This is a genomic window from Streptomyces sp. NPDC001348 (assembly GCF_053597535.1).
Genome location: NZ_JBSFIK010000049.1, coordinates 1 through 24,600, shown reverse-complemented (window position 1 = coordinate 24,600; position 24,600 = coordinate 1). Strand labels below are relative to the sequence as shown.

At 71.5% G+C, this 24,600-nt stretch carries 22 protein-coding genes and 1 pseudogene; 11 read left to right on the top strand and 12 right to left on the bottom strand.

Features of this window, described 5'->3' with window-relative positions:
• Positions 1–51: 51 nt before the first annotated feature.
• On the bottom strand, positions 52–723 hold the full coding sequence (locus ACWC21_RS35495; RefSeq protein ID WP_450888061.1) for a response regulator: 672 nt from the start codon (positions 721–723) through the stop codon (positions 52–54).
• Positions 724–797: 74 nt separating this feature from the next.
• Positions 798–2,003, bottom strand: a complete 1,206-nt coding sequence (locus ACWC21_RS35490) for a sensor histidine kinase (RefSeq protein WP_450888059.1) — start codon at positions 2,001–2,003, stop codon at positions 798–800.
• A gap of 118 nt (positions 2,004–2,121) precedes the next feature.
• Between ACWC21_RS35490 and ACWC21_RS35485 the strand changes: the two genes are divergently transcribed.
• On the top strand, positions 2,122–3,165 hold the full coding sequence (locus ACWC21_RS35485; RefSeq protein ID WP_450888057.1) for an SAM-dependent methyltransferase: 1,044 nt from the start codon (positions 2,122–2,124) through the stop codon (positions 3,163–3,165).
• Here the strand turns inward: ACWC21_RS35485 and ACWC21_RS35480 are convergent.
• Positions 3,130–4,290 (bottom strand): NADH-quinone oxidoreductase subunit D, encoded by a 1,161-nt coding sequence (locus ACWC21_RS35480; RefSeq protein ID WP_450888055.1) that lies wholly within the window; start codon positions 4,288–4,290, stop codon positions 3,130–3,132. The two genes, ACWC21_RS35485 and ACWC21_RS35480, sit on opposite strands and share 36 nt — an antisense overlap.
• A 31-nt stretch (positions 4,291–4,321) precedes the next feature.
• Here ACWC21_RS35480 and ACWC21_RS35475 point away from each other — a divergent pair, with 31 nt between their 5' ends.
• Together ACWC21_RS35475 and ACWC21_RS35470 are read left to right on the top strand one after the other, a co-directional pair.
• Positions 4,322–4,822, top strand: coding sequence for a PH domain-containing protein (locus ACWC21_RS35475; RefSeq protein WP_450888053.1), 501 nt, complete (start codon positions 4,322–4,324; stop codon positions 4,820–4,822).
• Complete coding sequence (locus ACWC21_RS35470; protein ID WP_450888051.1) at positions 4,819–6,165, top strand: PH domain-containing protein; 1,347 nt, start codon at positions 4,819–4,821, stop codon at positions 6,163–6,165. The genes ACWC21_RS35475 and ACWC21_RS35470 overlap by 4 nt, the downstream gene beginning before the upstream one ends.
• A gap of 256 nt (positions 6,166–6,421) precedes the next feature.
• Here the strand turns inward: ACWC21_RS35470 and ACWC21_RS35465 are convergent, their stop codons facing one another.
• Positions 6,422–7,531: a hypothetical protein gene (locus tag ACWC21_RS35465; RefSeq protein WP_450888049.1), complete on the bottom strand. Its 1,110-nt coding sequence runs from the start codon at positions 7,529–7,531 to the stop codon at positions 6,422–6,424.
• 77 nt (positions 7,532–7,608) lie between these two features.
• Complete coding sequence (locus ACWC21_RS35460) at positions 7,609–8,736, bottom strand: alpha/beta hydrolase (protein ID WP_450888048.1); 1,128 nt, start codon at positions 8,734–8,736, stop codon at positions 7,609–7,611.
• Between the two features lie 229 nt (positions 8,737–8,965).
• Between ACWC21_RS35460 and ACWC21_RS35455 the strand changes: the two genes are divergently transcribed.
• From ACWC21_RS35455 to ACWC21_RS35430, 6 genes are all read left to right on the top strand, one after another.
• The gene (locus ACWC21_RS35455; RefSeq protein WP_450888046.1) at positions 8,966–10,786 is read left to right on the top strand and encodes a phosphatidylglycerol lysyltransferase domain-containing protein; all 1,821 of its coding nucleotides are present in this window, start codon (positions 8,966–8,968) and stop codon (positions 10,784–10,786) included.
• Between the two features lie 101 nt (positions 10,787–10,887).
• Positions 10,888–11,748, top strand: a complete 861-nt coding sequence (folP, locus tag ACWC21_RS35450; protein ID WP_450888044.1) for a dihydropteroate synthase — start codon at positions 10,888–10,890, stop codon at positions 11,746–11,748.
• The gene (locus tag ACWC21_RS35445; protein ID WP_450888042.1) at positions 11,745–12,248 is read left to right on the top strand and encodes a nuclear transport factor 2 family protein; all 504 of its coding nucleotides are present in this window, start codon (positions 11,745–11,747) and stop codon (positions 12,246–12,248) included. The genes folP and ACWC21_RS35445 overlap by 4 nt, the downstream gene beginning before the upstream one ends.
• A 274-nt stretch (positions 12,249–12,522) precedes the next feature.
• Positions 12,523–12,882, top strand: coding sequence for a dihydroneopterin aldolase (gene folB, locus ACWC21_RS35440; protein WP_450888040.1), 360 nt, complete (start codon positions 12,523–12,525; stop codon positions 12,880–12,882).
• Complete coding sequence (gene folK, locus ACWC21_RS35435; RefSeq protein ID WP_450888038.1) at positions 12,879–13,490, top strand: 2-amino-4-hydroxy-6-hydroxymethyldihydropteridine diphosphokinase; 612 nt, start codon at positions 12,879–12,881, stop codon at positions 13,488–13,490. The genes folB and folK overlap by 4 nt, the downstream gene beginning before the upstream one ends.
• Before the next feature lie 84 nt (positions 13,491–13,574).
• Complete coding sequence (locus tag ACWC21_RS35430; RefSeq protein ID WP_450888037.1) at positions 13,575–14,063, top strand: DUF3180 domain-containing protein; 489 nt, start codon at positions 13,575–13,577, stop codon at positions 14,061–14,063.
• Positions 14,064–14,072: 9 nt separating this feature from the next.
• Here the strand turns inward: ACWC21_RS35430 and folE are convergent, their stop codons facing one another.
• The 6 genes from folE to dacB form a co-directional block, all read right to left on the bottom strand.
• Complete coding sequence (folE, locus tag ACWC21_RS35425; protein ID WP_450888035.1) at positions 14,073–14,678, bottom strand: GTP cyclohydrolase I FolE; 606 nt, start codon at positions 14,676–14,678, stop codon at positions 14,073–14,075.
• A gap of 114 nt (positions 14,679–14,792) precedes the next feature.
• The gene (gene ftsH, locus ACWC21_RS35420) at positions 14,793–16,832 is read right to left on the bottom strand and encodes an ATP-dependent zinc metalloprotease FtsH (protein ID WP_450888033.1); all 2,040 of its coding nucleotides are present in this window, start codon (positions 16,830–16,832) and stop codon (positions 14,793–14,795) included.
• Positions 16,833–17,027: 195 nt separating this feature from the next.
• Positions 17,028–17,588, bottom strand: a complete 561-nt coding sequence (gene hpt, locus ACWC21_RS35415; protein ID WP_450888031.1) for a hypoxanthine phosphoribosyltransferase — start codon at positions 17,586–17,588, stop codon at positions 17,028–17,030.
• A gap of 69 nt (positions 17,589–17,657) precedes the next feature.
• The gene (gene tilS / locus ACWC21_RS35410; protein WP_450888029.1) at positions 17,658–18,698 is read right to left on the bottom strand and encodes a tRNA lysidine(34) synthetase TilS; all 1,041 of its coding nucleotides are present in this window, start codon (positions 18,696–18,698) and stop codon (positions 17,658–17,660) included.
• A 193-nt stretch (positions 18,699–18,891) separates the two neighbouring features.
• Entirely contained in the window at positions 18,892–20,034 is a 1,143-nt protein-coding gene (locus ACWC21_RS35405; RefSeq protein WP_450888028.1) for a zinc-dependent metalloprotease, read from the bottom strand.
• Between the two features lie 125 nt (positions 20,035–20,159).
• Entirely contained in the window at positions 20,160–21,767 is a 1,608-nt protein-coding gene (gene dacB, locus ACWC21_RS35400) for a D-alanyl-D-alanine carboxypeptidase/D-alanyl-D-alanine endopeptidase (RefSeq protein WP_450888026.1), read from the bottom strand.
• A gap of 79 nt (positions 21,768–21,846) precedes the next feature.
• Between dacB and ACWC21_RS35395 the strand changes: the two genes are divergently transcribed.
• Both ACWC21_RS35395 and ACWC21_RS35390 read left to right on the top strand, forming a co-directional pair.
• A complete protein-coding gene (locus ACWC21_RS35395) occupies positions 21,847–22,338 on the top strand; it encodes an inorganic diphosphatase (RefSeq protein ID WP_030342671.1) in 492 nt (163 codons plus the stop codon).
• Positions 22,339–22,454: 116 nt separating this feature from the next.
• Positions 22,455–24,113 carry a threonine/serine ThrE exporter family protein gene (locus ACWC21_RS35390; protein ID WP_450888025.1) on the top strand — a complete coding sequence of 553 codons (1,659 nt, stop codon included), beginning with the start codon at positions 22,455–22,457 and terminating at the stop codon, positions 24,111–24,113.
• A gap of 4 nt (positions 24,114–24,117) precedes the next feature.
• Here the strand turns inward: ACWC21_RS35390 and ACWC21_RS35385 are convergent.
• Positions 24,118–24,600, bottom strand: a pseudogene (locus ACWC21_RS35385) (hypothetical protein); the annotation flags it as partial.

The following is a 24,600-nucleotide window of genomic DNA, read 5'->3' as shown; positions in this document are numbered from 1 at the left end:
CCTCGACGACCCCCGCCGCAGGTAGGTCGGGTCCTGGGAGTCCGTGCGGAGTCAGCCGAGTCCGCCGGCCCGGACGAGTCCCGTCTCGTACGCCAGGACCACGACCTGCACCCGGTCCCGGAGGCCCAGTTTGGTCAGGATGCGGCCCACGTGGGTCTTCACGGTCGCCTCGGACAGCACCAGCCGGGCGGCGATCTCACCGTTGGACAGCCCCTGGGCGACCAGCACCATGACCTCCCGCTCACGGTCGGTGAGCCGCTCCAGCTCCCGGTGCTGCGGCTCCTTGCCGGCCGAGGGCAGCATGGGCGCGAAGCGGTCCAGCAGGCGGCGGGTGGTGGACGGCGCCACGACGGCGTCGCCGCTGTGCACGGAGCGGATGGCGGCCAGCAGGTCGCCGGGCGGCACGTCCTTGAGCATGAAGCCGGAAGCTCCCGCCTTCAGCCCGGAGAAGGCGTACTCGTCGAGGTCGAAGGTGGTCAGGATCAGCACCTTCGGCGGGTCGGGCTCCAGGCAGATGCGCCGGGTGGTCTCCACGCCGTCCAGCTTCGGCATGCGTACGTCCATCAGGATCACGTCGACCGCGGTGGAGCTCAGCACCTGCAGGGCCTCGACGCCGTCGCCCGCCTCCGCGACGACCTCCATGTCCGGCTGGGCGGCGAGCACCATCCGGAACCCGGTGCGCAGCAGCACCTGGTCGTCGACGAGCATCACGCGGATCGTCATCGGGGGCCTCTTCCGTGAGTCAGCAGGGGGCGTGCGGGGGTGTGACAGGTGTCAACGAGGGGCGTACGGCGGCGTCAGTGCGCCGGTTTGAGGGGCAGCAGGGCACTGATGCGGAAGCCTCCACCGGGGCGCGGGCCCGCGTCCAGGGTGCCGCCGACCATACCGACCCGCTCCCGCATGCCGATCAGGCCGTGGCCCTGGCCGTCGACGCCGCCCTCCTCGTACAGCTCGTGCGGGGCCCCCTTGCCGTCGTCCTCGACGAGCAGGCCGAGCCCGTCGTCGAAGTAGACCAGCCGCACGCTCGCGCCCGCGTTGGGGCCGCCGTGCTTACGCGTGTTGGTGAGCGCCTCCTGCACGATGCGGTACGCCGTGAGTTCGACGCCGCTGGGCAGCGGACGCGGGGTGCCCTCCACCTTGAAGTCGACGGGCAGGCCGGAGCTGCGGCACTGCTCGACCAGGTCGTCGATCTGCTCGACGTCGGGCTGCGGGACGTACTCGCCGCTCTCCTGGTGCTCGCCGGTGCGCAGCACTCCCAGCAGGCGGCGCATCTCGGCGAGGGCCTGGCGGCCGGTGGAGGAGATCGTCTCCAGGGCCTTCTTCGCCTGGTCGGGCGCGGCGTCCAGGACGTAGGCGGCGCCGTCGGCCTGCACCACCATCACCGACACGTTGTGCGCGACCACGTCGTGCAGCTCGCGCGCGATCCGGGCGCGCTCGGCGGCCACCGCGACCTTGGCCTGCGCCTCGCGTTCCTTCTCCAGGCGCGTGGCGCGCTCCTCCAGCTGCGCGAAGTAGGCGCGACGGGTGCGCATGGAGTCACCGAGCACCCAGGCGAGGGCGAACGGCACCGTCTGGAACACCACGATCGCGACTCGGGCCAGGGCACTGGGCCCGTCACCCGGCCAGCGCAGCTGCGCCAGGGTCGCCGCGCCCAGGCTGATCGCCAGGGCGAACCGGGAGGCCCAGCGCGCACCTTGCGTCGCGACCGTGTAGGTGATCACCAGCATGGCGAAGTCGGCGGCGGTCGTCTCGACGTCCAGGACCAGCTGGGCCAGGCCGGTCGCCGCGGCCAGCAGCAGCATCGGCTCCGGGAAGCGGCGGCGCAGCGCGACGACCAGGCACAGGACGGCGGAGACGGCCAGCCCGGCGGCGACGGAACCGTGGTGCTCCGGCCTCCGGTTGACGCTCGTCACGCTCACGCCGGAGATCCCGAACAGGACGACGGCCCAGAAGACGTCGACCCACGTCGGGTGCCTGCGGAGGAAGTCATAGAGGCGCTGCACGTAACCCAGAGTAGGGAAGCGCGAAGTGTGCGGGAGTCAACCGGAGGGCCGATCCGTCCGTGACCGGCGTACTCCGCAAGGTGGAGGACGTGATCGCCTGTGCGCCTAGTCTGTTCCGGTGAGGGACGAGGACTCCGGTGAGTGGCGGGGCTGGCGGACGGCCACCGAGGCGGCCCTGTACGGGCCGGGCGGCTTCTACCGGCGGCCGGAGGGACCGGCGGGGCACTTCCGTACCTCCGTGCACGCGTCGCCGCTGTACGCGCGCGCCGTGGCCCGGCTGCTGTGCCGGGTGGACGAGGCGCTGGGGCGGCCCGGGACCCTGGACTTCGTCGACATGGGGGCCGGGCGGGGCGAGCTGGTCGCCGGTGTGCTGGCCGAGCTGCCGGAGGGCGTGGTCTCCCGCGTCCGCCCGTACGCCGTCGAGCTGGCCGGCCGGCCGGCGGGGCTCGACGACCGGATCACCTGGTCGAGCGAAGCACCGGAGGGGGTCCGCGGGGTGCTGTTCGCCAACGAGTGGCTGGACAACGTGCCCGTGGAGGTCGCGGAGGTGGACCCGGAGGGCGTGCCCCGGCGGGTGCTCGTGCGCCGGGACGGGCGGGAGCGGCTCGGGGACCCGGTGTCGGGGGCGGAGGCCGAGTGGCTCGCGAGGTGGTGGCCGCTGCCGCCGGAGGAGGGGCTGCGCGCGGAGATCGGGCTGCCCAGGGACGAGGCGTGGGCGTCCGCCGTCGCGTGCGTCGAGCGGGGGCTGGCGGTCGCCGTCGACTACGCGCACACGGTGGCCACGCGGCCGCCCTTCGGGACGCTCACCGGCTTCCGGGAAGGGCGCGGGACGGCGCCCGTACCGGACGGGACGTGTGACATCACGGCGCATGTCGCACTGGACGCGTGCGCCGCGTTCACCACGGCGCGCACCCTCCCCGGCGCGCATCTGCTCACGCAGCGCGATGCCCTGCGCGCCCTCGGCGTGACGGGTGCGCGTCCGCCGCTCGCCCTCGCCTCCACGAACCCGTCGGAGTACGTACGCGCTCTCGCGGGCGCCGGTGCGGCCGCCGAGCTCACCGCGCCGGGCGGACTCGGTGACTTCGGGTGGCTGCTGCAGCCGATCGGGACCGTGGCCGTGCCGGCCCTATTTGTCGATGTCCCCGACCACGAAGAACATTGAGCCGAGGATCGCCACCATGTCCGCCACCAGCGTCCCGGGCAGCAGCTCGGTCAGCGCCTGGATGTTGTTGTACGAGGCCGAGCGCAGCTTCAGCCGGTACGGGGTCTTGTCGCCCTTGCTGACCAGGTAGTAGCCGTTGATGCCCAGCGGGTTCTCGGTCCACGCGTAGGTGTGGCCCTCGGGCGCCTTGAGGACCTTCGGCAGGCGCTGGTTGACCGGGCCGGGCGGCAGCTCGGCGAGCCGGTCGAGGCAGGCGTCGGCCAGGTCCAGCGCGTTGTGCGTCTGGGCCAGGAGGCACTCGAAGCGGGCGAGGCAGTCGCCCTCCTCCCGGGTGACGACCTCCAGCACGTCCTGGAGCTGCCCGTACGCCAGGTACGGTTCGTCGCGGCGCAGGTCGAAGTCGACGCCCGAGGCGCGCGCGAGGGGCCCGCTCACCCCGTACGCGTGCACGGTCTCCGGCGCCAGCGCCCCCACGCCCCGGGTGCGTCCGCGGAAGATCTCGTTGCCGAGGACCAGGTCGTCGAAGACGTCCATGCGCGAGCGGACGGCGGCGACGGCGGCACGCGCGCGTGCCGCCCAGCCGGCCGGCAGGTCCTCCTTGAGGCCGCCGACGCGGTTGAACATGTAGTGCATGCGTCCGCCGGAGACCTCCTCCATGACGTTCTGCAGCACCTCGCGCTCCCGGAACGCGTAGAAGACCGGGGTGATGCCGCCCAGCTCCAGCGGATAGGAGCCCAGGAACATCAGGTGGTTCAGCACCCGGTTCAGCTCGGCCAGCAGCGTGCGCGTCCACACCGCCCGCTCGGGGACCTCCATGCCGAGCATCCGCTCCACGGCGAGCACGACGCCCAGCTCGTTGGAGAAGGCCGACAGCCAGTCGTGGCGGTTGGCGAGCATGATGATCTGACGGTAGTCACGCGCCTCGAAGAGTTTCTCCGCGCCCCGGTGCATGTAGCCGATCACCGGTTCCGCGTGCACGATGCGTTCACCGTCCAGCACGAGCCTGAGCCGCAGCACACCGTGGGTGGACGGGTGCTGGGGGCCGATGTTCAGCACCATGTCGGTGCTCTCGGCGGCACCGCCGATCCCGACCGTGGTCCGAGTCGTGGGAGTGGTGGACGTCATGCGCACAGTCTCCCCTACGTAGGCTGGCCGCATGGAGACGGGGAGCGGGGAGGGCGGCTCGGCGGCGGACGAGCCGGTGTGGCGGGGACTGCCTCCGGGGCTGCTGCGGATGCGGCGGCTGCTGCTGGTGGTGTGGCTGGGAGTGGCGGCGCTGGCCGTGGGCCTGCTGCCGGGGCTGCTGGCCGGGCCCGCCTGGGCCGCCTTCGCGCTGCTGCCGCTGGCGGCGATGGCGTGGGGCTGGGTACTGCTCGGCCGCAACTGGCGCTCCTGGCGCTATGCCGAACGGGCCGACGACCTGCTGATCAGCCGTGGTGTGCTGTGGCGCGAGGAGACCGTCGTACCGTACGGGCGGATGCAGCTGGTCGAGGTGACCTCCGGGCCGGTGGAGCGGCACTTCGGGCTGGCGAGCGTGCAGCTGCACACGGCGGCGGCCGCGACCGACGCGGCCATCCCGGGCCTGGAACCGGCCGAGGCGGAGCGGCTGCGGGACCGGCTCACCGAGCTGGGCGAGGCCCGTTCGGCGGGGCTGTGACGGCGCCGGAAGCCGCCGGCGGCATATCCGGGGCGCGGCCCGTGGCCGAGCGGCGGCTGCACCCGGTGACGCCGTTCCGGCGGGCGTGGGCGCCGGTCGCCGTGCTCGTCGGGTGGGCCGCGCACGACCCGAACCAGGCGCAGGAGCAGCTGACGAGACTGACCACGACGATGCTGCTGGCCGGGCTCGCCGTGCTGGTCCCGGCGGCCTCCCTCTACGGGTTCCTGTCCTGGTGGTTCACGCACTTCGCGGTGACCGACTCCGAGCTGCGCATACGTACGGGTCTGGTGTTCCGGCGCACCGCGCACATCCGGCTCGAGCGGATCCAGGCCGTCGACGTCACCCAGCCGCTTCTCGCGCGCGTGGCGGGGGTCGCCAAGCTGCGGATCGACGTCGTCGGGGCGCACAAGAAGGACGAGCTGGCCTTCCTGGGCGAGGACGAGGCACGTGTGCTGCGGGCCGAGCTGCTGGCGCGCGCCGCCGGTTTCGCACCGGAGACGGCGCACGAGGTGGGTGAGGCGCCGGCGCGGGAGCTGATGCGCGTGCCGCCGCGGGGGCTCGCGCTCGCGCTGGTGCTCACCGGCGCCAGCTGGGTCTCCCTGGCGGCCGTCCTCGTCGTACCGCCGGTGCTGTGGCTGGCCACGCACAGCGTGTGGACGGTCCTCGCCATCGGGCTGCCGCTGCTCGGCGGCGCGGGTGCGCGGAGCGCGGGGCGGTTCGTCGCGGAGTACGACTGGCGGGTGGCCGAGTCCCCGGACGGGCTGCGGATCGACCACGGGCTGCTGGACCGCACGCACGAGACGGTGCCGCCGGGGCGGGTGCAGACCGTACGGATCGTCGAGCCGCTGTTGTGGCGGGGCCGGGGGCGGGGCCAGGGTTGGGTGCGGGTGGAGCTGGACGTGGCCGGTTCGTCGAACTCGCTGCTGGTGCCGGTGGCGCCGCGCGCGATCGCGGAGTCCGTCGTCGCGCGCGTACTGCCCGGGGTGACCGTGCCGTCGCCGTCGGCCCTGGTCCGGCCACCGCGCCGGGCCGGGTGGTGTCTGCCGGTGTGGTGGCGGGGCCACGGCATCGCCGTCACGGACACCGTCTTCGCCGCCCGGCACGGGCTGCTGCGGCGCCGGCTGTCCCTCGTTCCGCACGCCAAGGTCCAGAGCGTACGGCTCACCCAGGGGCCCTGGGCGCGGCTGTGGGGCGTCGCCGACGTCCATGTGGACACGGGGGCCGGCAAGACGGTCACGGCCCGTCTACGCGACGCACGGGAGGCGGCGGCCCTGCTCCACGCCCAGGCGGAACGCTCCCGGACCGGGCGCCGGGGGGCGGGGCCGGAGCGCTGGATGAGCTGACGCATACGGCAGTCAGGACGCCGGGGGCGCCGCCCCCGGGCTCCCGGCCTGTCCCCACCCACCACCCGTGCGGGCCGGCTGGGAGCGCGGCTCTGGGGGTGCCCCTTCCGGGGGAGTTCGCGAACGAGGCCGTTCAGTCCGAAGGGGGGTCTGGGGGCGGAGCCCCCGCGGGGGCGAAGGGGCGGAGCCCCTGGGGACGGGAACGGGTAGGGGCGGCGGGGGCGGAGAACGCTCTTCCCCCGCCCCTCGGCAACGCTCAGGAAGCCGCGCTGCGGAGGCCGTGCAGGTCGATGTGTTCGGTTTCGTCATGGGCCGTCAGGTCGATGACCTGGCCGACGCCGCGGAACTCCTCGTCGGCGGGCTTGAAGCCGGCCTCCGACTCGGCCTTGTGGACGGCGAGGGCCTCCTGGCCGACCACGTCGGCGAGGTCCTCGTTCTGCACGGCGTCCAGCGCGTCGGACGGCGTGTCCTTCTGCGTACCGAAGAAGTCGAAGCCGCCCTCGACCGCCGGACGCCGTACGGGCGAGGCCGGTACGACGGCCACCGCGGTCGGCACCGTGAAGTGCCCCGTGGACCGGGTCCCGGCCTCGGCGGGCTCGGCGGGCTCGGCGAACCCAGTGGGCTCCACTGACTCCCGGGCGGCGCCCTCCGTCACTCCCTCGTCGAGGCCTTCTCCTTTGGCGGCTCCGGCCGCTCCGGCCGTTTCATCCCCTTTGGCAACGGCATCGGCATCGGCCTCCGCCGTCTCGTCCCCGGTGCCGAACCGGGCCAGTGCCGCCATGGCCCGCATGAACAGCTGGGAGCCCTCCGGCGAGAACACCCCGGTGACCGCCGGCCCGGCCTCGGCCTCGGCGACGTCGGTCTCCGCCGCGCGCGCCGGCGGCAGTGCCGGCGTCTCCGGCACGGGAGCCCCGGCCTCGATCTCGAGCAGTCGCCGTCCTTCCAGCGCGCTGGCCCGCTCGGTCTCCGCCGTCGCGTACCGCCGCAGCAGCGCGGCGTGCTCGTTGCGCAGACCCGCCAGCTCCGCCCGCTTGGCCCGCAGCCGCTGCTCCAGCTTGCCGCGCAGCTCGCGGGACTCCTCGATGTCGCCCTCCAGTTCGGCGACCCGCTCCTCGAACCGCCATTCGTCACTGGCACGCGCGCGTGCGAGGTCGGCTACCTGCTTGCCCGCATGTATGTCCCAGCGGCGCATGACGACCGCGCCGATGACAGCCGTCGCCGCGGCGGCCGCGGCGAGGGAACGGAGCGCGGCCTGCTCCGAGAACACCCAGGGGCCAATCGCGCAGACGACGGAAACGCCTGCGATCGCCGACGGAGGCAACAGCCTGTGCAGAGGAGGTGAATGGCGGTGACGTCCACGTGGCATGGCCAGAAACTTACCGCGAGTAGGCGAATCTTGGCGCCCCACCCCGTAAAAACACCGCCTTGACGAAGTCTTCACCATCAACGGTCACTGAGCCGCCCGCTCATCCACTGCAGCGTCGCCGGGATCTCCCGCCGCCAGGTGTTGAAGTTGTGGCCGCCGCTCTCCAGGATGATCGACGAGATCCTGGTCAGGTTCGTGGCCTGCACCCGGTCGATGAATTTCAGGGTGTCCTTGTAGTTCGATTCGCCGATCTTGCTGCTGGTGACGAGCAGTGAGGTATCGGGAGCGGCCTCGTGCTTGAGGAACCACCACAGGTCAGAACGATTCCGCAGGCTGCTGTCACCATGGAAGAGGTCGCCCGTGGTGGGGTCGATCGGCGCCTTGTAGTAGGGCGACAGGCCCGCGCCGGCCGCGTACACGCCCGGGTGGTGCATGGCCAGCTTCAGTGCGCAGTAACCGCCTGTGGAGTCACCGATGATCCCCCAGCTGCCCGGCTTTCTGCCCACTCTGTAATGGGCCAGGACCGCGTCGGGCAGATCCTTGGCGAAGAACGTCTCGGTCTGCGGTCCGCCGGGAACGTCCACGCATTCCGTGTCGCGCGGCGGCGCGACCGTCGGCCGCAGCATGATCAGGATCATCGGCTGCATCCGCCCGTCCTTGGCCAGTTGCCGCGCCGTGCTCGGGTAATGCAGTTTGTCCACCAGAGCCTGCGCGGTGCCCGGATATCCGGTGAGGACGACGGTCGCGGGGAACGTACGCGTGCGGTACTGCGGCTGGAAGTACTCCGGCGGCAGATATACGTACGCCGGTGTGGGGATGTGGGTCGTACGGCCCACGATGTCGACCTTCTGGACCTGCCCGGCCGTCTGCGGCCGGGTCCCGCCGGCCCCGTTCAGCCCCGCCGTGGTGAGCACCTGCAGGGGGCCGGCCGTGCCGCCGCTCGCCGTGTGGTTCACGACGACACCCTGCGCGGTCTCCCGGCCGAAGAGGTCCGCCCAGCTGGCGTAGAACCCGAAGGCCTGGTTGGCGGCGACGCCCACACAGGCGAAGAGTGTCATCTGGGTGGCAAGGAGCAATCCGACCCGCCCGCTGACGGACCGCCAGTCGCGCCGGGCCAGCCGCGGCCACAGCCAGACGGTGCCGACGAACAGTAAGGCGGCGACCGCGATCGCCACCACCAGCACTTTGTTGCTCGTGAGACCCATGGGCTCTTCCTGCCTGCGCTTTCCGCCCACGGCACGCGGACACGATCGTCGCGAGCGCTTGCCCTGGGCTTTCCTTGGGCTTTGAACCGGCTTTCCGACGAGGAAGGAACCTCCTTCCCCAAGACACCGTCCTAGAGGGCGCAATGTCGCCGGATGCCCGAAACGGTCACCGGACTCAAGGTCTCTCGCAGAACTATGGGATGCGATGTCTGTCAGGATAGATGGGGAAATGTCGGGCGGGGTTCCGAGCCGATCAAGCCGGGTGCGGCGCATGGTCCGTGGTCCGCGCCCCGAGGCCGCCCCCGCACTGGTCGGCAGGGCCTGCGCGGTCGTCGGGCTCCTGGACATCGCCGCGGGCGTGTTCCCGCGCTTCCGTCACAGCCGTATGCACGCCCTCGCGGAGGTGCTGCCGGGCTCCTTCGGCCCCTTCGCCGCGGCGCTCTCGCTCAGCGCGGGTGTGCTGCTGCTGCTCCTCGCGCACGGGCTCAAACGGCGCAAGCGCCGGGCGTGGCGGGCCGCGGTGGCGCTGCTGCCGGCCGGCGCGGCCGCGGAGTTCGTGTACCGGCACTCCGTCATCGGCGTGCTGATCTCGCTCGCGCTGCTCGTGCCGCTGCTGCGGCACCGCGACGAGTTCCGCGCGCTGCCCGATCCGCGCAGCCGGTGGCGCGCGCTCGCGAACTTCGTCCTCATGGGCGCCGGTTCCCTCGTACTCGGACTGGTCATCGTCAGCGTCCACCCGGACCGCATGGTCGGCGACCCGAGCCTCGCCGATCGGCTGACCCACGTCCTGTACGGCCTGTTCGGCTTCGAGGGCCCGGTGGACTACCAGGGCAACACCTCCTGGACGGTCGCCTTCTCCCTCGGCGCCCTCGGCTGGATCACCGCCGCCACCACCATCTACCTGGCCTTCCGCCCCGAACACCCGGCCGCACGGCTGACCGAGGACGACGAGAACCGGCTGCGGGCCCTGCTGGCCAAGCACGGCGGCCGCGACTCCCTCGGCCACTTCGCGCTGCGCCGCGACAAGGCGGTCGTCTTCTCGCCCAGCGGCAAGGCCGCGGTGACCTACCGCGTCGTCTCCGGCGTGATGCTCGCCAGCGGCGACCCCATCGGCGACGTCGAGGCCTGGCCCGGCGCCATCGAGCGGTTCATGGACGAGGCCAAGGCCCACTCCTGGACCCCGGCCGTCATGGGCTGCTCGGAGACCGGCGGCGAGGTGTGGACGCGCGAGACCGGCCTGGACGCCCTGGAACTGGGCGACGAGGCGGTGGTGGACGTCGCGGATTTCTCGCTCGCCGGACGCGCGATGCGCAACGTGCGACAGATGGTCAAGCGCATCGAGCGGGCCGGCTACGAAACCCGGGTACGGCGTATCCGTGACCTCGGCGAGGCCGAACTGGACCGTATCCGGCGCGCGGCGGAGGACTGGCGCGGCACCGACACCGAGCGCGGCTTCTCCATGGCGCTCGGCCGCATCGGCGACGCCTCCGACGGCGACTGCCTCATCGCCACCGCCCACAAGACCGACGACCAGCCCGGCCCCTACGGCGACCTCAAGGCCATTCTGCACTTCGTGCCCTGGGGTGACGATGGAGTCTCGCTGGACCTGATGCGCCGCGACCGCTCGGCCGACCCCGGCATGAACGAACTGCTGATCGTCGCCGCGCTCCAGGCGGCCCCGAAGCTCGGCATCGCCCGGGTATCGCTCAACTTCGCGATGTTCCGCTCCGCCCTCGCGCGCGGCGAGAAGATCGGCGCCGGACCGGTGCTGCGCGCCTGGCGCGGACTGCTGGTGTTCCTCTCCCGCTGGTTCCAGATCGAGTCCCTGTACAAGTTCAACGCCAAGTTCCAGCCCCGCTGGGAGCCCCGCTTCGTCGTCTACCGGGCCTCCGGCGACCTGCCCCGCATCGGCTTCGCCGCCATGCAGGCCGAGGGCTTCGTCAACCTCGCCCTGCCCCTGCCCCGCTTCCTGCGCCGCGCCGCCGCCCCCGCCCGCCCGTGCTCCCACACACTCGCGGAACACGAGGTCCCGGACGTACGCCCGGCGTGACCGGAACGGCCCGAACGGAAGCCCGGGGCGAAACCCCCTCCGCCCCGGGCTTCCGTTCGGGCCGCGCGTGGGCGTTCCGGGGCTGGGCCTAGGCTGAACGTATGAGCAACCAGAGCGGGCGCGGCACGGTGGCGGGGCTTCCGGCATGGGACCGGTGCGCGGTCATGGGGGTCGTGAACGTGACCCCGGACTCCTTCTCCGACGGCGGCCGCTTCTTCGACACCACCGCCGCCGTCAAGCACGGGCTCGAACTGGTCGCCGAGGGCGCCGACCTGGTGGACGTCGGCGGCGAGTCCACCCGCCCCGGCGCCACCCGCGTCGACGAGGACGAGGAACTGCGGCGCGTCATCCCCGTCGTCCGCGGCCTCGCCTCCGAGGGAGTCGTCGTGTCCGTCGACACCATGCGCGCCTCGGTCGCCGCCCGGGCCCTCGCGGCCGGCGCCGCCCTCGTCAACGACGTCAGCGGCGGCCTCGCCGACCCCTCGATGATCCCGGTGGTGGCCGAAGCCGGTGCCCCCTTCGTCGTCATGCACTGGCGGGGCTTCCTGCAGGGTGGCAACGTCAAGGGGATGTACGAGGACGTCGTCACCGAGGTCGCCGACGAGCTCCACGCACGCGTGGAGGCCGTCATGGCCGGCGGCATCGCACCCGACCGCATAGTCGTCGACCCGGGGCTCGGCTTCTCCAAGGAGGCCGGGCACGACCTCACCCTCCTGGCCAACCTGGACCGTCTGCGTGGCCCGGGCCGCCCCCTGCTGGTCGCCGCGTCCCGCAAGCGTTTCCTCGGCCGTGTCCTCGCCGGCCCCGAGGGCGCCCCGCCCCCCGCCCGGGAACGCGACGCCGCCACCGCCGCCGTCTCCGCCCTCGCGGCCCACGCCGGCGCCTGGGCGGTCCGCGTCCACGAGGTACGCGCCACGGCGGACGCGGTCCGGGTGGCGCGGGCGGTGGAGGGGGCTCGGTGAGCGCCCCGCACACCGACGTCGAGCAGGTCGAGCTCGCCAACACGGCCTTCTACGAGGCGATGGAGCGCGGCGACTTCGAAGAACTGTCCGCCCTCTGGCTCGCCCCGTCCGACCTGGGCGTCGACGAGACGTACCACGACCCGGCGGACGTCGGGGTGATCTCCTGCGTGCACCCGGGCTGGCCGGTGCTCACCGGCCGCGGCGAGGTCCTCAGGTCGTACGCGCTGATCATGGCGAACACCGACTACATCCAGTTCTTCCTCACCGACGTGCACGTCTCGGTCACCGGCGACACCGCCCTCGTGACCTGTACGGAGAACATCCTCAGCGGGGGTCCGGCCCCCGAGGGCGGCGAGGAGCTCGGGCCCCTCGTCGGCCAGCTCGTCGTGGCCACCAACGTCTTCCGCCGCACACCCCTCGGCTGGAAGCTCTGGTCCCACCACGCCTCCCCCGTTCTGGCCGAAAACGACGAGAACGAGGACGACGACACACCCGCCTGAGTGGGTAGGCGGCCCGCAGGGACCAAGAAGTGGTTGGAATCACGAACTGACGGGTAGATGCGGCTACCGGCCCGTAAGCCACCGGATTCCGCTGGGGAAACGCACGATGAACCCTCCTGGCCCCGACGCCGCCCCACGCCCGGCGGCCCGGTCCCGTCCGGGCCCGCGGGTAGATTCGTCCGAGGCCGGTGTGCCGCCCGCACACGGCACGGACCGGCTGGGATCCGGGGTGTCCCGGGATATGTACTGTCCGACGACTGCAGGAGTGATTCGCGTGGATCGTGTCGCGCTGCGCGGCCTGAAGGCCCGTGGGCACCACGGCGTGTTCCCCAAGGAGCGCGAGGAGGGCCAGACCTTCATCGTGGACATCGTCCTGGGCCTGGACACCCGGCCGGCCGCCGCCGACGACGACCTGACGAAGACCGTGCACTACGGCATCGTGGCCGAGGAGGTCGTGGCCGTGGTCGAGGGCGAGCCGGTGAACCTCATCGAGACACTCGCCGCGCGCATCGCCGAGACCTGCCTGAAGCACGACGGGGTACAGGAGGTCGAGGTCAGCGTCCACAAACCGGACGCCCCGATCACCGTCCCCTTCGACGACGTCACCGTCACCATCACCCGGAGCCGAGCATGACCGCATCCTTCACGCAGGGTCCCACCGACCCGACCGTACAGCCGGTGCCCGCCTCCGTCGTGGCACAGGTCGACGCCGCCGACACCACCCTGCAGAACCCGAAACGGGCCGTGCTCTCCCTCGGCTCCAACCTCGGCAACCGCCTGGAGATCCTGCAGGGCGCCGTCGACGCCCTCGAGGACACCCCCGGCGTCCGCATCAAGGCGGTCTCCCCCGTCTACGAGACGGAGCCGTGGGGCGTGGAACCCGGCAGCCAGCCGTCGTACTACAACGCGGTCGTGGTCCTGCGGACCACCCTGCCGCCGGCCTCCCTGCTGGAGCGCGCGCACGCCGTCGAGGAGGCCTTCAACCGCGTACGGGACGAGCGCTGGGGTCCGCGCACCCTCGACGTCGACATCGTCGCCTACGCCGACGTCACCTCCGACGACCCGAGCCTCACCCTCCCCCACCCGCGCGCCCACGAACGCGCCTTCGTCCTGGCGCCCTGGCACGACGTGGACCCCGACGCCCAGCTGCCCGGCCGGGGCACGGTCGCCGACCTGCTCGGCGCCGTCACCCGCGAGGGTGTCGAGGCCCGGGGGGACCTGGAACTCCGGCTGCCCGAGTAGTCGTTAAGGTCAAGACGACCGGCACACGGGCACACTGAGTGGGCCGCCACGACCACAGCGGTCCGGGGGAGCTGAAGGGACATCGTGAAAGAGCTGCGCATCAGGGTGCTGGTCGGGGTGTTCGTCGTGGCCGGCATCCTGTCCTGGGCGGGTGCCCGCCTGTGGAACTCGGTCGGGACCCTGCCCAGTGTCCCCGTGGCCGCGCCCATCGTCCTGGCCGTGATCGCCGTGATCCTGCTGTCCACGGCGTTGTCCCTGCGTGCCCGCCTCAGGGCCCAGCGTGAACGCCGTCCCGAGGCGAAGGGTGTCGACCCCCTGATGGCCGCCCGTGCGGTCGTTTTCGGCCAGTCCAGCGCGCTGGTCGCCGCCCTCGTGGCCGGCATGTACGGCGGCACGGGCGTGTTCCTCCTGGAACTCCTCGACATCCCCGCCCGCCGCGACCAGGCCATCTACGCGGCCTTCTCGGTGCTGGCGGGCATCGCCGTCATAGCGGCCGCCCTGTTCCTGGAGCGGGTGTGCAAACTCCCCGAGGACGACGACGAGAACCATCCGGGTGCCGAACCGGTGGCGTGAGCGAACGCGCTATCGCGCCATGATCAGGCTCATCGCCTCATTGCGCGTCGCCGGGTCGCGAAGCTGACCGCGCACCGCCGAGGTTATGGTCTTCGCCCCCGGCTTCCGGACGCCCCGCATCGACATGCACATGTGCTCGCACTCGACGACGACGATCACGCCCCGGGGCTCCAGGATCTCCATCAGGGAGTCGGCGATCTGCGTGGTGAGTCGTTCCTGCACCTGCGGACGGCGGGCGTAGACGTCCACGAGCCGGGCCAGTTTCGACAGGCCCGTGATCTTGCCGTCGGTGGACGGGATGTACCCGACATGGGCGACTCCGACGAACGGCACGAGGTGGTGTTCACAGCTGCTCAGGACCTCGATGTCCTTCACGAGCACCATCTCGTCGTGTCCGAGGTCGAACGTCGTGGTCAGCACGTCCTCGGGCTTCTGCCACAGCCCGGCGAAGATCTCCTTGTACGCCCGCGCCACCCGCGCCGGAGTCTCCCTCAGGCCCTCGCGGTCCGGGTCCTCGCCGACCGCGATCAGGAGTTCACGGACGGCGTTCTCGGCGCGCTTCTCGTCGAACTCGCCGATTCTGCCCTCGCCGTCCAGCGTCACGGGGTCGGTCATGGTGAAGCCTCGTTCCTTCGTCACTCAGCGGCGGGCATGTGAAACGCCGCGCCCCCCAGGCTAGAACCTGGGGGGCGCGGCTTACAGTCCGGGCCGGTGAGCTCGGGGGACGCCTCAGTTCTCCGGGCGTTCCTCCGGGGCCGGCTCGGTCGCCGGGGCGGAGTCCGTGGTGGTGGACTTCACCGTGCTGATGGCCGGTCCCGCGCCGTTCGCTCCGTTCGTCAGTGCGAGCTCCTTCGGGGAGAGCACCGGCGGGCGGGTGGACGGCGTGCGGCGGGAGGAGCCGGTCCAGGCGGGCCGCGGCGGGCGCTTGACGATGGGGGCGAAGATCTCGGCGATCTCCTCCTTGCCCAGGGTCTCCTTCTCCAGCAGCTGCAGCACCAGGTTGTCGAGGACGTCACGGTTCTCGACCAGGATCTCCCAGGCCTCGTTGTGCGCGTTCTCGATGAGCTTCTTGACTTCCTCGTCCACCAGCGCGGCGACCTCTTCCGAGTAGTCCCGCTGGTGAGCCATCTCACGGCCGAGGAAGGGCTCGGTGTTGTCGCCGCCGAACTTGATGGCACCCAGGCGCTCGGTCATGCCGTACTGGGTGACCATCGCGCGGGCGGTGGCGGTGGCCTTCTCGATGTCGTTCGCCGCGCCCGTGGTCGGGTCGTGGAAGACGAGCTCCTCGGCCGCACGGCCGCCCAGCATGTAGGCCAGCTGGTCCAGCATCTCGTTGCGCGTGGTCGAGTACTTGTCCTCGTCCGGGAGCACCATCGTGTAGCCGAGGGCACGGCCTCTCGACAGGATCGTGATCTTGTGGACCGGGTCGGAGTTCGGAGAGGCCGCCGCGACCAGGGCGTGACCGCCCTCGTGGTACGCGGTGATCTTCTTCTCCTTGTCCGACATGATCCGGGTCCGCTTCTGCGGGCCCGCGACCACGCGGTCGATCGCCTCGTCCAGCATCTTGTTGTCGATGAGCTTCTGGTCGCTGCGGGCCGTGAGCAGAGCCGCCTCGTTCAGCACGTTCGACAGGTCGGCGCCGGTGAAGCCCGGCGTGCGGCGGGCGACCGCGGCCAGGTCGACGTCCGGGGCGACCGGCTTGCCCTTCTGGTGGACCTTGAGGATCTCCAGACGGCCCTGCATGTCCGGGCGGTCGACCGCGATCTGGCGGTCGAAGCGGCCGGGCCGCAGGAGGGCCGGGTCGAGGATGTCGGGCCGGTTCGTGGCGGCGATGAGGATCACACCGCCCTTGACGTCGAAGCCGTCCATCTCGACGAGCAGCTGGTTCAGGGTCTGCTCGCGCTCGTCGTGACCGCCGCCGAGGCCGGCGCCGCGGTGGCGGCCGACCGCGTCGATCTCGTCGACGAAGACGATCGCCGGGGCGTTCGCCTTGGCCTGCTCGAACAGGTCACGGACCCGGGAGGCACCGACACCGACGAACATCTCGACGAAGTCGGAACCGGAGATCGAGTAGAAGGGCACACCCGCCTCGCCCGCGACGGCGCGCGCGAGCAGGGTCTTGCCGGTGCCGGGCGGGCCGTACAGCAGCACACCCTTGGGGATCTTGGCGCCGACGGCCTGGAACTTGGCCGGCTCCTGCAGGAACTCCTTGATCTCGTGGAGCTCCTCGACTGCCTCGTCCGCACCCGCGACGTCGGTGAACGTCGTCTTCGGGGTGTCCTTGGTGATGAGCTTCGCCTTGGACTTGCCGAAGTTCATGACCCGGGAGCCGCCGCCCTGCATCTGATTCATCAGGAACAGGAAGACGACCACGATGAGGACGAAGGGGAGCAAGGAGAGCAGGACACCCAGGAACGGGTTCTGCTTGGACGGCGACACCGTGTAGCCGTCCGGGATCTGCTTGTCCTGGTACTTGTTCTGCAGCGTGCTGGCGATGGCCACGCCCTGGTCGCCGATGTAGCTCGCCTGGATCTTCGAGCTGCCTTCGACCTTCACACCGTCCTTGAGCGTGACCTTGACGGTCTGCTCGTCGCCGGTGGTGAGTTTCGCCGACTCGACCTTGTTGTCATTGATCGCTGCCACGACCTGGCCGGTGTCCACCGTCTTGTAGCCGCCGGACGAGCCGACGACCTGCATCAACACGACCACGGCAAGGACGGCCAGCACGATCCACATGACCGGCCCACGGAAGTATCGCTTCACGTCCATCCATACGGAGCGGTGCCGCCCCGTCCCTCCTGCCATAGTGAGTTTGATAAGACAGTTCTTCTGACGGTACCCCAGCATTGTTGTCCGAAGCCGCATGAAGCTGTTCGGACGGCCGGCAATCCCGTCTCTGCAAGCTCAACGGCGAGCAACCCGCTGGGGTTCCCGATCGTCTTACGTGCTTGAGCCCTCTGGAGCTCAGCCGCCGTAGACGTGGGGCGCGAGCGTACCGACGAACGGGAGATTGCGGTACTTCTCGGCGTAGTCCAGGCCGTAGCCCACCACGAACTCGTTGGGGATGTCGAAGCCGACCCACTCCACGTCGATGGCGACCTTCGCGGCGTCGGGCTTGCGCAGCAGCGTGCACACCTTCAAGGAGGCGGGCTCGCGCGAGCCGAGGTTGGAGATCAGCCAGGACAGGGTCAGGCCGGAGTCGATGATGTCCTCGACGATCAGGACGTGCTTGCCCTTGATGTCGGTGTCGAGGTCCTTGAGGATCCGCACGACTCCGGAGGACTGGGTGCCCGCGCCGTACGACGACACGGCCATCCAGTCCATCGTGACGGGGGTGGACAGCGCCCGGGCGAGGTCCGCCATGACCATCACCGCGCCCTTGAGCACACCGACGATCAGCAGGTCCTTGCCCTCGTACTCAGCGTCGATCTTCGCGGCCAGCTCGGCCAGCTTCGCGTCGATCTCTTCCTTGGTGATGAGTACCTCTTTGAGGTCGGCACCCATGTCTTTCGCGTCCACCCGCATCACTTTCGGTCGTCCCGCAATTACGGCCTGCGGCTGCCCGAGCCCGCCGACCCTCCGGGAGGTGCGGACTCAGCCTTGCCGAATCACCAGTCTGCCACCCTGCCGCTGGGCGACGACCCTGCCGGGCAGATTGATGGCCCCCTGGCCGCGCCAGCCCGTGATCAGCCGGTCGACCTCCTCGATGTGGCGGGCGAACAGCGAACCGGCCGGTGCGCCGGCCTCGATCGCGGCGCGGCGCAGGATGCGGCGGCGGACGGCGGGCGGGAGGGCGTACAGCTTGGCGCACTCCAGCAGACCTGCGGCGTCGCGGACGGCGGCCTCGGCCTGGCGGGCCCAGGTGTCGAGGGCGTCGGCGTCGTCGCGGGAGAGCTGGGCGGTGCGGGCGAGGGCCTCGACGACCCCCTTGCCGAGCGCCTTCTCCAGGGCGGGCAGGCCCTCCTGGCGGAGCCGGGAGCGGGTGTAGGCGGGGTCGGCGTTGTGAGGATCGTCCCAGACGGGGAGGGACTGGACCATGCAGGCCTTGCGGGCGGTCTGCCGGTCGAGCTGGAGGAAGGGGCGGCGGTAGCGGCCGCCGGCCCCCGAGACCGCGGCCATCCCGGACAGGGAGCGGATGCCGGAGCCGCGGGCGAGGCCGAGCAGGACGGTTTCGGCCTGGTCGTCGCGGGTGTGGCCGAGGAGGATCGCGGCGGCGCCGTGGCGGACGGCCGCGTCGTCGAGGGCGGCGTAGCGGGCGTCGCGGGCGGCGGCTTCGGGGCCGCCCGCGCGGCCGACGGTCACGGCGGCGGACTCCACGGGGTCGAGGCCGAGTTCACGCAGCCTGAGGACGACTTCCTGGGCGCGCAGGTCGGAGCCGGGCTGCAGGCCGTGGTCGACGGTGACACCGCCGGCGCGGACGCCGAGCTTGGGGGCCTCGAAGGCGAGGGCGGAGGCGAGTGCCATGGAGTCGGCGCCGCCGGAGCAGGCGACGAGCACGAGCGGGGAGGCCGTGGAGGGGGGACGCTCGGCCGGTCCGTCCGGAGTCCGGAGGGAGGTCTGCTGGTCGTTGAGGATGTCGTGAAGGACGCGGCGGACCGCCAGGCGTATCGCCGCGACCGCAGGATGGGGACCCATGTCCGGTTCCCTTCATGAAGTTGTCGGGGGGTGAGCCCGAGATTCGGTCACTCAGAGTGTGTAGATGGTGACAGAAGCGGGCCGTTCCCCGAGCATTGCACGCCTACGCATGGCTCACGGTCCCTCGGACGGGTGATAAGAGGGGCGTTCGCCTGCCGTCGGCCGGATTTGCTTCACGACTTCCCCGCCGGTTTCACGACTCGGCCTTGCGGTGCACCCGCGCGACCCAGTCCGCCGGTTTGGCGATCTCCGCCTTGGTGGGGAGGGTGTTCGGGGAGGTCCACACCCGGTTGAAGCCGTCCATGCCGACCTGGTCGACGACGGCCCGCACGAAGCGTTCGCCGTCCCGGTACTGCCGGAGCTTGGCGTCCAGGCCCAGCAGCTTGCGCAGGGCGACGTCGAGGCGGGAGGCGCCCTTGGCGCGGCGCTGCTGGAACTTCTCGCGGATCTCCGCGACGGTCGGTACGACCTGCGGGCCGACCCCGTCCATCACGAAGTCGGCGTGGCCCTCCAGAAGCGACATCACGGCGGTGAGCCGGCCCAGGATCTCGCGCTGGGCCGGGGACTGCACCAGTTCCACGAAGGACCGGCCGCCGTCGTCCTCCTCGCCCTCGGGGCGGCCCCCGGCGAGCGACTGCGCGGCTTCCCGGACGCGTTCCAGGACGGTCATCGGGTCGACGTCGGTCTCCGCCAGGAAAGACTGGATTTCACCCTCGAGGTGGTCGCGCAGCCAGGGCACGGCGGTGAACTGCGTGCGGTGCGTCTCCTCGTGCAGGCACACCCACAGACGGAAGTCGTGGGGCTCGACGTCGAGTTCACGCTCCACGTGGACGATGTTCGGCGCGACCAGCAGCAGCCGGCCGCCGCCGTTCGGCGACCCCGGGGAGCCGCCCGCCGGGAGGTCGCGGGTGGCGGGGGCGAAGGTCTCGTACTGGCCGAGGACCCGGGAGGCGAGGAAGGACAGCAGCATGCCCAGTTCCACGCCGGTCACCTTGCCGCCGACGGTGCCGAGGACCGCACCGCCGGGAGTGTTGCCGCGCCGCTCCTGCATCTTCTCCAGCAGCGGCTTGAGGATCTCCCGGAACCCGGCGACGTTGGCCCGGACCCAGCCCGGGCGGTCGACGACCAGGACGGGCGTGTCATGGCCCTCGTCGGTCTCCATACGAGTGAAGCCCCGGACGTGTTCCTCCGAGGCTTTGGCGTGGCGGCGCAACTCCGCGACGACGGCCCGTGCCTCGTCGCGGCTGACGTCGGGGCCCGGCCGTACGAGCCGGGTCGCGGTCGCCACCGCGAGGTTCCAGTCGACCATCCCTGAAGAGGCACCGATGCTCGTCATGTGTCAACCGTACGTTAGCGCTGCCGCTGGGGGCAGGGCGTCGGGGATCGGCAGGGCCGCGGGGAGCTGTCGGGAGCCCGGGGTGCTCGAGGTCGGCAAGGGCTGGGGCGCGATGGGCGCCGGGACTAGCCGCAGCCGCAGCTCGCCAGAGCCGAAGCCGTGCGGTCCAGGGTCTTCTGGGCCTGGTCCGGGTCCGTCGTGTCGGAGGTGAGGAAGGCGAAGGCCAGGAGGCGGCCGTCCCGGTCGACCACGGTGCCCGCCAGGGTGTTGACGCCGGTCAGCGTGCCCGTCTTGGCGCGGACCAGGCCGGCGGCTCCGTCCGTGTAGCGGCCGGCCAGGGTGCCGGTGAAGCCCGCGACGGGGAGACCGGTGAGGACGGGCCGGAGTTCGGGGTGCGAGGGGGACCCTGCCTCGACGAGCAGGGCCGTGAGAAGGTCCGCCGTCAGCCGGTCGTCGCGGTTCAGTCCGCTGCCGTCGTGGAAGACCGCGCCGGTGACCGGCAGGCCGAGCGTGCGCAGCCGGGCGGCGATCGCCGCCGCGCCGCCGTCGAAGGTCGGGCGTTTGCCGGTCGCGAGGGCGGTCTGCCGGGCCAGGGCCTCGGCGATGTCGTTGTCGCTGTTGGTCAGCATGCGCTCGACCAGCGCGGACAGCGGCGGCGAGGAGACGGTGGCCAGGGTGTTCGCGCGACCGGTCGCCTTGGACGGGCCGGGGGACGTCGTCCTGATCCCGGCGTCGGCCAGGAACGCCGCGAACTTGCGGGCCGCGTCGGCCGCCGGGTCGGTCACCCGGGTCACCGGGCCGCGGGCGGAGTCGTCGGTGCGGCCCTCGTCGGCCATCAGGGCGCTGACGGGGGCGAGGTTGTCGTTCACGCCGATGGGGTGCAGTGCGGGGCCCGCGTAGAGGGTGGTGTCGTAGGAGAGGGTGACCTTGCGGACTCCGCGCCTGTCCAGCGCGGCGGCGGTGTTCCGGGCCAGTGTGCGCAGGCTGGCCCAGCCTCCCTCGGCCTCGTCGTGGGCGGTGAGGGTGGGGTCGCCGCCGCCCACCAGGACGAGCTCCCCGGTGTCCGGTTCGAAGGCGGCGCGGGTGGTGAGGCGGTGGTCTGCGCCGAGTGCGGACAGGGCGGCGACGGCGGTGGCGATCTTGGTGGTGGAGGCGGGGGTCATGGCCCTGCCCGCGCCGGCGGCGTACAGGCGCCGGCCGGAGGCCACGTCGACGACGGCCGCGGTGGGGTCCCGGCCGAGGGCCGAGGAGTCCAGCAGGGGCTTCAGGACGCCCGTGAGGGCCTTCCCGGCGGGCGCCGACTTCACGGTGGCAGTGGCGCTCCCGAGGCCCGTCAGGACGGACGCGGCGCTCGGCGCGGGGCGCGGGCCGTCGCCGGTCCGGCCGGAGCCGCCGCCGTGATCTGTGCCACCTGACCGCTCCAGGGCGGCCGCCCGGTGCCGCTCGGCCGTACGCTGACCGTCGGCGTCCCAGGGGCCGGCCGCGGTCACCGCGCCGCAAGCCAGTGCCAGTCCGGCGACGGCGGCGCACACGATGTACTGCAAGGTCGTGACGGGCCGCGGACGAGGGGGTCGTACGAGCGCCGCGAGCCGTGGTCCGACGGCCCGCGTCACCCGCGCGACCCGCGGTTTCGTGGCTGTCGCGGCCTGTGCCAGTAGCGGTCGTACGGCGTTCGCGAACCGCTCCACATGCGGTCTCGCGGCTCGCCAAGGCCTCAGCTCTGGCACTACCACCAGCCCCTTTCGCGATCACACACCTGCGTGAGGGACACTTAACCACCAGAACTATGTGCTGATCATGGAGGAGCCACCGGTGGAGTTCGACGTCACGATCGAGATCCCGAAGGGTTCGCGGAACAAGTACGAGGTGGACCACGAGACCGGTCGGATCCGCCTGGACCGTCGTCTCTTCACCTCGACCGCCTACCCGACCGACTACGGCTTCGTCGAGAACACCCTCGGCGAGGACGGCGACCCGCTGGACGCGCTGGTCATCCTCGACGAGCCGACCTTCCCGGGCTGTCTGATCCGGTGCCGTGCGATCGGCATGTTCCGGATGACGGACGAGGCGGGCGGCGACGACAAGCTGCTGTGCGTGCCGGCCACCGACCCGCGTGTGGAGCACCTGCGTGACATCCACCACGTGTCCGAGTTCGACCGCCTGGAGATCCAGCACTTCTTCGAGGTCTACAAGGACCTGGAGCCCGGCAAGTCGGTCGAGGGTGCCAACTGGGTGGGGCGTACGGACGCCGAGGTGGAGATCGAGCGGTCCTACAAGCGCTTCAAGGAACAGGGCGGCCACTGACCGACCTGACGGTTTGATGATCGCGGGCCGCGGCAACCCGATGGGGTGCCGCGGCCCGCTCGCGTGGTCATGCGCATACTGGCTTACGCAGACGGTCGTCCAGGGAGACAGCAGGAGTGACGGAGGCGGAGGAACGCAAGCCTCGTTCGGACGAGGCGAGGAGCTCGTACGACCCGGAGATGACGTCCGAGTTCGCCATCCCGGCCGGGCTCGCCCTGTCCAGGACGGGTGACGAGTCCGAGACCACCTCCGAGTTCGCCGTGCCGCGGGGGCTGGGCACGCCGCAGCCGCCGGGTCCCGACCCGGAGGGTTCGGCGTTCAGCCCGCCCAGCACCTACAGCGCCCAGACGCCGCCCGCCTTCACCCCGCCGAACGGGATACCGGCGGTCAGCCTGGTCAAGGACGCACCCTGGCAGGACCGGATGCGCACGATGCTGCGCATGCCGGTGGCGGAGCGGCCCGCGCCGGAGCTGGTGCAGAAGGTGGACGAGGGCGGCCCGGCGGTTCCGCGCGTGCTCGACCTGACCCTGCGTATCGGTGAGCTGCTGCTCGCGGGCGGTGAGAACGCCGAGGACGTGGAGGCCGCGATGTTCGCGGTGTGCCGCAGTTACGGGCTGGACCGGTGCGAGCCGAACGTCACGTTCACTCTGCTCTCCATCTCGCACCAGCCGTCCCTGGTGGACGACCCGGTCACCGCGTCCCGGACGGTGCGGCGCCGGGGCACCGACTACACGCGGCTCGCGGCGGTCTTCCGGCTCGTGGACGACCTGACCGACCCCGAGACCAGCATCTCGCTGGAGGAGGCCTACCGGCGTCTCGCCGAGATCCGCCGGAACCGGCACCCGTACCCCGGCTGGGCGCTCACCCTGGCCGCGGGGGGGCTGGCGGGCGCGGCCTCCCTGCTGGTCGGCGGCGACGTGATCGTGTTCGTGCTGGCGGCGCTGGGCGCGATGCTCGGCGACCGGCTGGCGTGGCTGTGCGCGGGACGCGGACTGCCGGAGTTCTACCAGTTCACGGTGGCCGCTATGCCGCCCGCGGCGATCGGCGTGACGCTCACGGCGACCCACGTCGACGTGGTGGCCTCCGCGGTCATCACCGGTGGGCTGTTCGCGCTGCTGCCCGGGCGGGCGCTGGTGGCGGGCGTGCAGGACGGGCTGACCGGGTTCTACATCACGGCCTCCGCACGGCTGCTGGAGGTCATGTACTTCTTCGTGGGCATCGTCACCGGCGTGCTGGTGGTGCTGTACTTCGGAGTGAAGTTCGGCGCCAAGCTCAATCCGGACGCGTCGCCGAGCCTCGCCCAACGCCCGGTGCTGGAGATCGCCGCGTCGATGCTGCTGTCGCTGACCTTCGCCGTGCTGCTCCAGCAGGAACGGTCCACCGTGCTGGCCGTGACCCTCAACGGCGGGATCGCCTGGTCGGTGTACGGGGCGATGCGCTACGCCGGCGACATCTCACCGGTGGCCTCCACGGCCGTGGCGGCGGGCCTGGTCGGCCTGTTCGGGCAGCTGCTGTCCCGGTACCGGTTCGCCTCCGCCCTGCCGTACACGACAGCGGCGATCGGGCCACTGCTGCCGGGTTCGGCCACCTACTTCGGGCTGCTGGCGATGGCCCAGAACCACATGGACAAGGGCCTGGTGTCGCTGGCCAAGGCGGCGTCGCTCGCCATGGCCATCGCGATCGGGGTGAACCTGGGAGCGGAGATCTCCCGCCTGTTCCTGCGGTTCGGCTCCGCGGAGGGGCGGCGCGCGGCCAAGCGGACCAGGGGCTTCTGAGGCCCTACTGGCGGTAGTTGCCCTGGTTGTAGTCCTGCGGGTACTGCTGCTGGTCGTACTGGTGAGGGTACTGCTGCTGGTCGTACTGCTGCTGCTCGTACTGCTGCGGGTGCTGCTGGTCGTACTGCTGCTGCTCGTACTGCTGCGGGTGCTGCTGCTGCCCGTGCCGCTGCTGGTCGTAGTACTGGTCGTCGTAGCCCTGGTTCCAGCCCTGCTGCTCCTGCTGGTAGGGGTCGTACTGCTGGTCCGGCTCGATGCGGCGCAGCCGGGTCGTCGCGTCGTCCATGACGGGGGGCTGCTGCCGGGCCGGCTCGGCGGGCGGGGCGTTCCCGGCCTTGGAGCGGGCCCGGAGGAACTCGATGGCGATCGGGATCACCGAGACGAGCACGATTAGGATGAGGATCAGCTCGATGTGCTTGTTGACGAAGCCGACGTTGCCCAGCCAGGAGCCGAGCAGGGTCACGCCCGCGCCCCACAGGACGCCGCC

Bases quoted from the DNA above. Each gene is read 5' to 3' on its own strand.
- ACWC21_RS35465 (WP_450888049.1), bottom strand. From the start codon at position 7,531: ATGCCACGTGGACGTCACCGCCATTCACCTCCTCTGCACAGGCTGTTG.
- ftsH (WP_450888033.1), bottom strand. From the start codon at position 16,832: ATGGACGTGAAGCGATACTTCCGTGGGCCGGTCATGTGGATCGTGCTG.
- ACWC21_RS35460 (WP_450888048.1), bottom strand. From the start codon at position 8,736: ATGGGTCTCACGAGCAACAAAGTGCTGGTGGTGGCGATCGCGGTCGCC.
- ACWC21_RS35455 (WP_450888046.1), top strand. From the start codon at position 8,966: ATGTCGGGCGGGGTTCCGAGCCGATCAAGCCGGGTGCGGCGCATGGTC.
- ACWC21_RS35480 (WP_450888055.1), bottom strand. From the start codon at position 4,290: ATGACGTCCACCACTCCCACGACTCGGACCACGGTCGGGATCGGCGGT.
- ACWC21_RS35475 (WP_450888053.1), top strand. From the start codon at position 4,322: ATGGAGACGGGGAGCGGGGAGGGCGGCTCGGCGGCGGACGAGCCGGTG.
- folP (WP_450888044.1), top strand. From the start codon at position 10,888: ATGAGCAACCAGAGCGGGCGCGGCACGGTGGCGGGGCTTCCGGCATGG.
- ACWC21_RS35405 (WP_450888028.1), bottom strand. From the start codon at position 20,034: ATGACGAGCATCGGTGCCTCTTCAGGGATGGTCGACTGGAACCTCGCG.
- ACWC21_RS35495 (WP_450888061.1), bottom strand. From the start codon at position 723: ATGACGATCCGCGTGATGCTCGTCGACGACCAGGTGCTGCTGCGCACC.
- folK (WP_450888038.1), top strand. From the start codon at position 12,879: ATGACCGCATCCTTCACGCAGGGTCCCACCGACCCGACCGTACAGCCG.
- folE (WP_450888035.1), bottom strand. From the start codon at position 14,678: ATGACCGACCCCGTGACGCTGGACGGCGAGGGCAGAATCGGCGAGTTC.
- hpt (WP_450888031.1), bottom strand. From the start codon at position 17,588: ATGCGGGTGGACGCGAAAGACATGGGTGCCGACCTCAAAGAGGTACTC.
- tilS (WP_450888029.1), bottom strand. From the start codon at position 18,698: ATGGGTCCCCATCCTGCGGTCGCGGCGATACGCCTGGCGGTCCGCCGC.